The sequence below is a fragment of the Psychrobacter sp. genome (genome assembly GCF_030457785.1).
Lineage (GTDB): Bacteria > Pseudomonadota > Gammaproteobacteria > Pseudomonadales > Moraxellaceae > Psychrobacter.
In genome coordinates this window covers 1-10,750 of the sequence record NZ_JAKDUI010000075.1, presented here as the reverse complement: position 1 = coordinate 10,750, position 10,750 = coordinate 1, and the positions used below count along the sequence as shown (strand labels likewise).

Annotated in this window: 7 protein-coding genes; 3 read left to right on the top strand and 4 right to left on the bottom strand. The window is 43.8% G+C overall.

What is annotated here, in order from left to right:
• Nucleotides 1-78 precede the first annotated feature (78 nt).
• Together L0J61_RS05340 and L0J61_RS05335 are read left to right on the top strand one after the other, a co-directional pair.
• Nucleotides 79-1,398: a DUF3100 domain-containing protein gene (locus L0J61_RS05340; RefSeq protein WP_301465306.1), complete on the top strand. Its 1,320-nt coding sequence runs from the start codon at nucleotides 79-81 to the stop codon at nucleotides 1,396-1,398.
• A 399-nt stretch (nucleotides 1,399-1,797) separates the two neighbouring features.
• Nucleotides 1,798-4,056, top strand: coding sequence for a TonB-dependent siderophore receptor (locus tag L0J61_RS05335; protein WP_301465305.1), 2,259 nt, complete (start codon nucleotides 1,798-1,800; stop codon nucleotides 4,054-4,056).
• 228 nt (nucleotides 4,057-4,284) lie between these two features.
• Here L0J61_RS05335 and L0J61_RS05330 read toward each other — a convergent pair whose 3' ends face one another.
• The 3 genes from L0J61_RS05330 to L0J61_RS05320 form a co-directional block, all read right to left on the bottom strand.
• The gene (locus L0J61_RS05330; protein ID WP_301465304.1) at nucleotides 4,285-4,860 is read right to left on the bottom strand and encodes a hypothetical protein; all 576 of its coding nucleotides are present in this window, start codon (nucleotides 4,858-4,860) and stop codon (nucleotides 4,285-4,287) included.
• 514 nt (nucleotides 4,861-5,374) lie between these two features.
• Nucleotides 5,375-7,132 (bottom strand): choice-of-anchor I family protein, encoded by a 1,758-nt coding sequence (locus tag L0J61_RS05325; protein ID WP_301465303.1) that lies wholly within the window; start codon nucleotides 7,130-7,132, stop codon nucleotides 5,375-5,377.
• A gap of 319 nt (nucleotides 7,133-7,451) precedes the next feature.
• Entirely contained in the window at nucleotides 7,452-8,582 is a 1,131-nt protein-coding gene (locus L0J61_RS05320; protein ID WP_301465302.1) for an MFS transporter, read from the bottom strand.
• A 107-nt stretch (nucleotides 8,583-8,689) separates the two neighbouring features.
• On the opposite strand from L0J61_RS05320, the gene L0J61_RS05315 reads away from it, so the two are divergent.
• Nucleotides 8,690-9,586: a LysR substrate-binding domain-containing protein gene (locus L0J61_RS05315; RefSeq protein WP_301465301.1), complete on the top strand. Its 897-nt coding sequence runs from the start codon at nucleotides 8,690-8,692 to the stop codon at nucleotides 9,584-9,586.
• Between the two features lie 218 nt (nucleotides 9,587-9,804).
• Here the strand turns inward: L0J61_RS05315 and L0J61_RS05310 are convergent, their stop codons facing one another.
• Nucleotides 9,805-10,440, bottom strand: coding sequence for a TetR family transcriptional regulator C-terminal domain-containing protein (locus L0J61_RS05310; RefSeq protein WP_301465300.1), 636 nt, complete (start codon nucleotides 10,438-10,440; stop codon nucleotides 9,805-9,807).
• Between the last annotated feature and the right edge of the window lie 310 nt (nucleotides 10,441-10,750).

Here is a 10,750-nt window from a genome sequence, read left to right as displayed (position 1 = left end):
TACTACGCTATGCTTTAGGTTGGCAATATATCTCTGGTTTTGCGTAAGTCCTAATTAAATAGAAGGGAAATGGGTATTATGAGTATGAGTAATAATAGCGTGCTGTCACCGACAATGACCAAGCACCTACTGGATTGGAAGTTGCATTTATTAGCGATTGCCGTGTCATTGCTCGCAGAGTGGATCGGCATTATTAAGATACCTATTGGCATTGGGGTGTTGGTGCTGTTGCCCTTGCTATATGCCTTTATCTTTGCAATTTTATTAAATCCTAACGTGATTCCTTCGATGAAAGCCGTCATCACGAAGGAGAGAGCGAAGTTTGCCAGTTATGCGATTTTGTTGAGCATCATGCCGTTTATTGCAAAATTTGGTGTTGGGGTTGGTCCGAATATCGAAGAGATTATCGCTGCGGGTCCGGCCTTATTATTACAAGAGCTAGGCAATGTGGCGACGGTTTTGATTGCGTTGCCTGTGGCGGTGTTGGTCTTTGGCATGGGACGAGAAGCGATAGGGGCGACGCACTCTGTGGCTCGAGAGCCAAACGTCGCTTTGATTGCTGATAAGTACGGGCTACAGAGTCCAGAAGGTATCGGTGTCATGGGTGTCTATGTCATGGGGACGTTGTTTGGCGCTATATACTTCTCTTTAATGGCTGGCATTATCGCTTCTATGGATGTCCTCGATGTGCGTGCACTTGCCATGGCTTGTGGTATCGGCAGTGGTAGTATGATGGGCGCTTGTTCAGCAGCGCTGGCAGAGACAGTACCAACGCAAGCAGAAACCATTACAGCGTTTGCTGCGACTTCCAACCTACTCACTTATGCCACGGGGTTATTCGTTAGCTTATTTGTTGCGCTGCCTTTCACAGAGGCTTTGTACAAACTGGTCACTAAACTCAAAAAGAACAAAGATGTCGTGACTAATGAAGCAGACCTCAGTGCCGTGATGGAAGAGCCGGCGATATTATCGATGGTTCAGTCTTTTATGTTACTGGCAGTGATTTGTGTGGTTCTACTACTGAGCAACTGGGTAGGGCAGGGTGTCGACCCATTGGCCGGATTGCCTGCCATGCTCATCTTGTTTGCTTGCTGTGTCATCGGTATGCTCTTAAAACGATTTATACCATTTAATGTTCCGGCGATTGCTTGGATATCTATTGTGGCTATTTTGATATCTTTGCCACAGTTTCCGTTTAATGCCTATGTTTTGGAAGAGACAGCAAAAATGGGTGTATTGCAATTATTGACCCCTGTGCTTGCGTATGCAGGATTTGCTATTTCACAAATGGAAGTAGATTTGTTCAAAAAATCTGGCTTTAAAATCGCCGTCGTTGCGATACTGACCTTTACGGGGACATTCATAGGGTCAGCCATGGTAGCGCAAATTATGTTGTAACTGCAGTTTTCGATAGCGCTATATGGCTCGGCACGATTGTCAACATCGTCCAAGTTGTCAAAATGAATCCTCAGTTTAACGACTGGGGATTTTATTATATTAAGCTACATCTGTTTGATGCCATAAGCTGATATATCGTGGTCTTGTGATTGGCCGCAATTAGCTACAATCAACCGTAATTGGCTTGACTTAACTGGCTATAAATCCGACTTTTTCGGTCCTATACCGATTCAATTACCGAGACTGTGATGAAGAGTAATGAGTGCGATGCTTTACAATAAAAACGATTTTTTTGTTAATGATAATTGTTTTTATTAACACTTGTAATTACAATATTTGAACATTACGGTTACTGTCAAAACACAGCTTCCGACTTTCTTATACCTGTTGTGAGCAAATATGATTAAATCACACCCAACACTTGCTGTTCAAAAGCCATACCGCTTGTTGTCACTGTCTGTTGTTTCTATCATGGTTTCCATCGCCAGCCAGACGGTAGTCGCAAATGATAGTATTCCGTCCACTGGCTCGGCAAGTGGTGCAGCCGCTACTGAAGCAGGCGAATCGTCGAACGACATGCCTTCTACAACCTTAGAGACAATACGAGTCGTAGCGTCTAACTTGAGTAACAGTGAAGACACAGAAGACTATGTCTATGAACGTCAGTCAACGGCAACAGGATTGACGCTGACATCTAAAGAGACGCCACAGTCGGTGACGACGATTACCAATCAGCAAATCGAAGATCAACGTTTAGAAACAGTGGACGATGTCATTCGCAGCACGCCGGGTATCAGTGGGGCAAAAATTGATGGTGGGCGTAATAGTGCATCTGCGCGTGGCTTTGATATCGATCAGTATCAGATTGACGGGCAAGATGTTGATTTCGTTTCACAATGGTCAAACGGTGAAAGTTTAGCGAGCACCGCGATTTACGATAGAGTCGAGGTGGTACGCGGGGCGGCTGGACTGACTACGGGCTCAGGTCAACCATCTGCTTCGATTAACTTGGTCAGAAAACGTGCGGACAGTCGTACGCCAGAAGCCACTGTTACTGCGACTGCTGACCACTACGGTAAATACGGCGCGACGCTTGATGCCAGTACGCCGTTGAGTGCGGATGGCGATGTGCGCGGTCGCTTCATCGCTGAATATCAAGATGGTGATACTTATATCGATCGTGAAGATAAGCAGCTTGGACTGTTTTATGGTGTGCTTGATGCGGATATTAGTGAGGCAACCAAGGTCAGTGTCGGTGCTTCGTATCAAGACAATGTGCAAAACTCTACTATGTGGGGTTCGTTGCCGGCTTACTTTGCAGATGGTAGCAAGGCTGAGTGGGATATCGGAAAAAATGCCAGTGTCGATTGGGTTAAGTGGAATAGCACCAACCAGACTTACTTTGGTACAGTCACTCATGACTTTAACGATGATTGGCGTTTTGAGTTAAAAGGTAGCCGCAGCGAAAATGAATCTAACGACAAGTTGTTTTATCTATCAGGAAATACGGTAGATCAATATACAGGGGAAGGTCTAGCGGTATATAACGGTCGTTATGAGAGTGAACGAAACCAAGACAATGTACAGGCGAGCGTCGACGGCTATTTTGATGCATTTGGTCAAACTCATGAAGTGCGTTTTGGTGCTAGCTACAATAAGAACGACTTAACCGCTTACAGTTATACGGCTACGCCTAATTTTGGTCCTATCGACAACTTTCTAGAGTGGGATGGTAGTTATGCAGAGCCTGAGTGGAGTGATAAAAGTCTATCTACTCAACTAACCACCAAAGAGAAAAGTGTGTTTGCTTCAGGGCGATTGCAGTTGGCTGATCCTTTAGCCCTTATTTTAGGCTCACGAGTCACTGACTACGAATACGAAGGGGTGAATTTCGGTACTGATATAGACATATCGCACGATTCTGTATGGGTACCCTATATAGGGACCACTTATGACGTCACTGACAATCATACGCTATTTGCCAGTTATACCAGTATTTTTGAACCGCAAGAAGAAACGGATGTAAGTAACAGCTACTTGGATCCTATCGAAGGCGATAACTATGAGCTGGGTATAAAAAGCAGTAGTGATGACGGTATGGTACAAGGCCAGTTTAGCGTCTTTCGTATCAAACAGGACAATTTAGCGCAGGAAGACGTCGATAATATTGATCCAAATGACCCAGAAACAACACCTTATATCGGCGCAGAAGGCGCAACCAGTACTGGTATCGATGTTGAAGTGACGGGGAGAATAACACCAGAGTGGCAAACAAGTATTGGTTATACGCAGTTTATTGCCGAAGATAAGTATGGCGATGCAGTAAACACTGGTTACGCTGATAGACTATTAAAGTTATTCACTACCTATGATATGTCCAACTGGGTTTCTGGCCTAACGGTTGGCGGTGGTGTGAACTGGTCTGATGATCGATACACCATGATGACCAATCCAGCCAGTGGTTTGGACGAGAAATACACGCAAGATGCGGTAACGCTAGTGAATTTGATGGCGCGCTATGATGTCAGTGAAAAACTGGCCATGCAGCTCAATGTCGACAACTTATTTGATGAGCAGTATGTAGATAGCTCTAGCTTTAACCAAATTGCCTATGGTGAACCACTGACAGTATCGGGTAAGATCACTTATAAGTTCTAATCATTTATAAATTCTAATCACTATATGATTTAGACGTTATAAAGCGCTAACCTGACAGCCTTGAATAGTTCTTCAAGATGAGACACATTGATATAAAAAGACCCCAATCTGCAGAGGTTGAGGTCTTTTTTATGCTTGGTGGGTCTTGCAGGGTTTTTTAGAGCGTACGCTGCAAAATCAATCCATGCTTAGGACGCGTCCTAATATTGCGATAACACACAATGTAGGCTAGCGATGCTCATCAGCATTCCAGATTTTCATAAAACCCATCACTGGCAGATAAATGGTTTCTCCCCTAAATCGGACGCTGACAGGAGAGGTTGCGCTCTTTAGCAGGCGAACTAAATCGCTATGTCCTTTGGCGTTCCTAGGGGTGAACGAATAATAAGTTTCGTTGTTCTCATTGTTCTCGTCGTTCCTATTATGCTGAGCGCCATCGTCCACATAAGAATATGTTTTAGCAGAACCTAGCATCGCAACCGCTTGTCCATCAAACAGCATGGTCACACCCATGAGCGTGTACAGCCCGTCTGTTGCTGTGGGTTCGTTGTCGACAGAGGGCATCGTATCTGCGCTGGTATTGGAGTGAAACTCAAAATATAAACGTTGCGTGCTATCAGCGGACATTTCGATTCTAGAGCTGAATAAGTTGGTGCTTGTATCGGAGTGGTTGCTCTTGTAAAAGATATGCGTACTCGCACCGTAGTCACCCCAAGGAATGATTTTTTCGACAGTGACGGCATAACTTGGCATTGCCAAAAAAGTGCCAATGAACAGTGCTGTAAGCCGTCTTATAATATGCATGGTTTATTGTCTTGATAGGGCGTTAAAGTGTCAGTGTGTGCGGAAAATTACGCTTCTGGTGTATAGCTAGTTTTTGCATGGTAATTCTTTAAAAGCTGGATAGAGTGCCGACCTTGTATAGGCTACTGATCGCTTAGCTCGCTAATCGATTGGTTCGCTGTAAGTAGCACTCTTACTCAGCTGGCTGGTGTCCAGATTATATTTGAATGACTGATAGTGTAGCAGCTAATCGCCTATGAAGAGAGTTGTTATTTTAGGGTGCTGTTTTAGGGCAATATTTCAAGGTGCTATCATAGATTTGTGGCTTGTTTGGGTTACTGGTTTTGGTGAATCAGTAACTATCAGCAGTGTCTGTTTATGAGTGCCTGTTTATGAGTGAGTATTTATGGGTGTCTGTTAATTAGTGAGTATCTAAAATGCTCCAATAAAAAACCTTCATAAAGTAGAGGCTTTATGAAGGTTTGTTGCGAAGGCTTTAATTTATTAGTGCTTATCAAAGCAGTCACTGGAGAAGTTATTCTTCAGAAAAGTCTAACTCAAATATTTTTGATGTGCCGCTGACTTCAAAGCCAACCAATAGTAGCGGATGACCAGATGGTGAATCTTCACTTGATATAAATGCCAAACCTTCAGGTCCTAAATCACCATCTATATTGCCACTTTCTGAGTTGTTGGCATCATCAAAGGTACGGGTATTGATTTCTCCCAATAATTTGACGTCCATAGGGTCTGTTACGTCAAAAGCCATCACACTAGAAATGCGCTCAAGACCAACAAAAGCGATGGTTTGTGAGCCAACTTGTCCTATCACAACTCCCTCAGGTTCAACGCCTTTATTGTCACTGCGATTATCAAACTTGTTGTCATCGTTATTGGCATTAAAGTTATCAGGATATTTATCGGCGGTGTATTCAGCCATCAGACTGCCGCTATCATATACTGGCGAGCTCATATCCTCAGTATCCCAAATACTAAATGAGCGGGCACCAAAACTATATAGCGTGTCATACACACCGTCGTTATTTGCATCACCCATGACGTCAGAAAAATCGATTTTGCCCAGTGCTTCATCACTACCACAATCTAGTCCATGACAGGCAGTGGTATTAAATTTGCTACCGTCTACTAGTACGTCTTCAAAACTGATTTCCTCACTGAAATCACCCCATTCTCGCGCATCACCTTCGTTGGCCGTTACCAAGTATGTTTTGTCACCAATAGAGTAGGTGTCAATGGCATCTGGCATGTACATACCCATTATTGGCCATGTGGTGATATTGATCTTGCCATCGTCGTTACTGACATCCAGCTCATTGCCTTCTAGTGAGTGGTCTTTTGCGCCCAAGGGTTGAATGTCGCTTATAGTTGCGCTGGCAATATCGACAATGGCGATGGCGTTGTTTTCTTGCAGACTGACATAAGCGGTTTGGTTGTCTTCAGATATCGAGATGTATTCAGGCTCTACGTCTTCGGCAACCGTGCTCATCGTACCATCGGCTTTTTGACCAAAGATACGGACACCTGCGTCGATGAGGTTTTGTTTTTGCGAATTGAAATCGGTAAATGTCGCTGTTTGGACGATTGGACGATTGATATCTGCAATATTAATGACACTTACAGAGCCTTCTGGATCAATCTGGTAGTCATCATCTGGCTCGCCTTCGTTGGCAGCTAATATTGTGTTGCCATCAGAAGTAAAAGTGACCATATCTGGTAATGCACCCACTTCGATACTGGTGATTTTTTCTAGGGTATTGGCGTCATAGACGACAACATAACCATTATCAGTCTTAACATCGGCTTGTACTGCCAAAGCCACAAGATCGCCATGCACGGCAACGCTATTGACAGCGCCACCGATGTCAGAGACATCAAGCGAGTCTTCTAGGACTGGGTTGTGAATATCTTGTATATCCAGAACATCAATTTTTTTGTTTTGGGAATTAACGATAAACGCACGCTGAGAGGCAGGGTGAAAGTCGGTAATTTCGGCGGCAGACTCATCAAAATCACCATGCAAGTAGCTGCCAGCAGGGTTGAAGGTAACTTTGGAATAATGGCTGGTATCAGGGTTCGTCGTGGTGGCCGTGTCATTGTCGTCATCACTGTTACAAGCGCTCAACCCAGTTAGCAATACTACGGGCATTACCATGGTTAAGCTCGCTTTGGTTAACTTGCTTAATAACGTTCGACGGAGCGGTGCTTTATATTGTGGCTCAGTTGATTGAAGCGCATTTTTGACAGTGGTTTCATGACGGCGAGGGTTGAACATTATTAGTATCCTTATTCGTAATCCATTAAACCCGTTGCAAAGACAACCCTAATTGGCAGGCGCTAATTCAATGCTCGGGGCGAGTGATAAGTGGTACAAAACGACTATGAAGAGACGTGTTTATAATGAATATCTGAGAGCGATGATTCATCGTGATGGATATGGAGAGTAGGATACTCATGTGAAAGGATGATGACATAACAGACATAATCTGTCATTTATTAGCAATAAAGTTGTAAGTGATGTCTGAGATTAAGCCATTTGATTTTAGAGATGTTTAGATAATTCATCGTTAGATATAGTTTATCGTTGGAAAAAGTCAGGCTGACTGTACCAGACGATGATGAAGCTTCAGATAAATGACACAAATACCGCCAACCACAGCACATAGCAGAAGAATTGAGGTGTTCGCTAGCGGCACAAATTCAAAAAATGACGTCAGGAATTGTCCTGTAAATACTGCCATACCAAACAAAGATAAATTGTGTCCGCGATTCCGCTCTGTACTGCGCTCCACAGTGGCGTGGTTTAAGAGTGGAATGGAAAAGCCGAATCCTATTCCTGCAAAGGTTGCTGCTAGTATGAGCGCTGATGTCGCTGTACTGGTAGCGAAAAGCCCGTGTGCCACCGCCAAACTTGTAAAGCCTAATATCAGCGTGTTGTTTTCTGAGTACTTGCCTACGACCTTAGGCATTATCATCGCTGTAAAAACAGCGATTAATGAGATATATGACAGCAGATAACCGGTTTGTGATTCAGTAAATTGCAAGTCAGCCAGCAACCCAGGCAATGTGGTAAACATAGTGTAAAACAAGGACATTGCCAAAACGGCGTAGGCTATAACAGGGGCTATGGGCTGTGTTTTGTCGTCATTGATAGTACTGTTTGCCACCTCAGGATAGGGTTCTTTTTTTGGAATGCTATATAACGTCAGAAGCACGCACACAAAAGCCAAAGCATAAAGTATAAAAGGGGCTTGCCAGCTCAGCTCACTAAGTAGACCACCTAAAAATAAGAAGATGACGCCGCCAAGTTCGATGGCCATGCCTTGTTTGGCGATCATGTTCAAGCGGGCTTTGCCTGTATACCACTGTGAAATGAGTACGGTACCTGCCACCATAGCTCCCACCGCAAATGCACCGAGAACAATTCGATCGACGACTACAATGACTGGTCCGTGAAGAAACATACCGCCCATACCGAAAACAAAGTAGCCCAGCAAACTCGCCAATAGGGTAGTTCGAGCACCAAAGCGATCGATCAGTTTTCCAAAGAGGGGCGCAAAAAGAATTGCGCCGAGGGCTGGCAGAGTCAGCAATAAAGGAGCGTACGTCTCAAAACCCAGTGCAGGTGCAATAGTATGCAAACCAGGGGCTAGGACGGCACCAACCATGATGGTTAGCATTGCTACCAATAGCAACGAGTATTCGCCCAATCGGGATAACTGCATAGATGCTTCTCATTTCGTGGACTATGATGGCGTTATTTTACAAAATAGAGACTCATGCGTAAAATGATATATTAGATACCTATTTATCTTAATATGGCATTAATATAATGAACTTCAAACATCTGACCAGCTTTGTAGAGGTGGCAAATAATGCCAGTTTTTCGTTGGCGGCTCGCCGTCTGAATACGGTGCAGTCAGCCATCAGTCGGCATATCCACTCTTTAGAAGAAGAAATTGGAGTGGTGCTGCTAGAGAGAAGCACACGGCATGTGGAACTTACTGATGCTGGAAAAGCTTTTTATCGGGATGCAGAAGGCATACTGCGCCAGTGTTCGCAGGCCAAACGCCATGCTCGGGATATCGCCAAGGGCAAAAAAGGGCTGCTGCGGATTGGTTATATGAGCTCGGCGTGTGCTCACTTCTTGCCAGCGCTATTGAAACAGTTCACTGACTATGCCAACGACGTTGATGTGCAGATATTTGAGATGACGGCAGGGGAGCAAATAGAGGCTTTTTTGAGCGATACAATCGATCTTGGTTTTTCAAGATCGATTGATGCCCAATGGGCACCGATAGTGAATTCACAGCATTTGCTCGATGATCCGATTGTGGTGGCCTTACCTGAGTATCATTTTTTGGCACATGAGCCAATACTAAGCCTCACTCAGCTTGCTGACATTCCGCTAACGTTGTTTGCGCGCCGACATGCGCCAAGCCTATTCGATACGTTAATCACTGGATTTTTTCAGCTTGATCTGCAGCCAAACGTGGTTAGTGAGCCAGCCAGCATGCAGGCACTGTTGACTCAAGTGTCGAGCGGTCAAGGTATGGCGTTGGTGCCCAGTTGCGTGAAAAACTTACAAACAAACGGTTGCTGCTTTATCGACTTGAAGGAAGCGATGTACGTTCCATTGGAAATGCACTGGTCAGCAAACAACACCAAACCGCTAACGGATATTTGGTTGGCGTGGTTCGCTGATTTAGACTTCGATATCAATCAGTAAAACTGACAGTGTCTATATGCAATCACGTGATGTGAGTACGTGCTTTTCGTCACGCTGAAAGACGTTTATTTGCATGCACAGCGCCTGCCGTATTTTTAGTGATATTGCAACTTGCCACTGTACAACCGCAAGCGTTCTAGCGCATCTACTAAGAAATTGAATGAAACTTAACAATCAAATCTCAGTATCAAACCTAAGCATCGAGTCTCAGCGCCCAATCATAGAATCAAACTATCTACAAGCAATTGGATACTCGTATCTAACGCGCCCTTGGCAAATTTCTTATTTCTTAACGTGTGACTAGACACTGCTTCAATCTGGTTAGAAAAGTCAGAATAGTGTTGAGTCACTGCCCAAATATGAAAAATTAAATGAATGGCAGAAACAGGTTTAATCTTGTTTTCTGCAATCCACCCGTCAATTACGGACACTTTTTCTCGAACCAAACGCTTCAATGGTCCTTTTAGTACGGGCATTAAGTGAGGTGCCCCTTGCATGATTTCTAAGGCGTATAGTCTCGATGCTGCCGGTGATTTTTTTGACATTTCATATTTTGCCTCAATGTAAGTTTGAAGGGCCTTTTTTGGGTCTTGGTTGATGTTAATCTCACTTAAAGGAGATAGCCACTCACTCAGCACCTTTTCTAAAACGGCAATATACAGAACTTCTTTATTTTGAAAATAGTAAAATATATTCGATTTAGATATATTCGCCTCTTTGGCAATGCTCTCCATCCGCGCGCCATTTAACCCATCTTGGGAAAATATTATCAATGCAGCATTGATGATATTTTCTTTCTTTCTTAATATTTTTGCGCTCGTTTCCATCTCTTCCTTTAGCTCCTTCTTTGCCACTTTCCTATCCCTCGTCATAACGTCATACAAGCCTTGTCTTAAATGATAGTTCATTCAATTTAAAAAAGTCTAAGAAACCAATCCCAGACGCTGATAGCTGACCAACAAATACGTCAACAGCGGTTGCTTTGTATCGTTTTTTCAGTTCGCTGAAGATAGCAGTATAGCGCCACACAGACGCCTGTTTATTACTTATCCAGCCCCACTTCTATCTAGTTCACCATTAAAATGCGTTTTTTAAGTTTTCCTGCACTATTTTATAACATCCTGCACTATCTTGTAACACCCTGCACTATTTTCCTGCATAAAA

Excerpts from the sequence above, each read along its gene's own strand:
- L0J61_RS05335 (WP_301465305.1), top strand. The coding sequence starts at position 1,798 with ATGATTAAATCACACCCAACACTTGCTGTTCAAAAGCCATACCGCTTG.
- L0J61_RS05330 (WP_301465304.1), bottom strand. The coding sequence starts at position 4,860 with ATGCATATTATAAGACGGCTTACAGCACTGTTCATTGGCACTTTTTTG.
- L0J61_RS05325 (WP_301465303.1), bottom strand. The coding sequence starts at position 7,132 with ATGTTCAACCCTCGCCGTCATGAAACCACTGTCAAAAATGCGCTTCAA.
- L0J61_RS05320 (WP_301465302.1), bottom strand. The coding sequence starts at position 8,582 with ATGCAGTTATCCCGATTGGGCGAATACTCGTTGCTATTGGTAGCAATG.
- L0J61_RS05315 (WP_301465301.1), top strand. The coding sequence starts at position 8,690 with ATGAACTTCAAACATCTGACCAGCTTTGTAGAGGTGGCAAATAATGCC.
- L0J61_RS05340 (WP_301465306.1), top strand. The coding sequence starts at position 79 with ATGAGTATGAGTAATAATAGCGTGCTGTCACCGACAATGACCAAGCAC.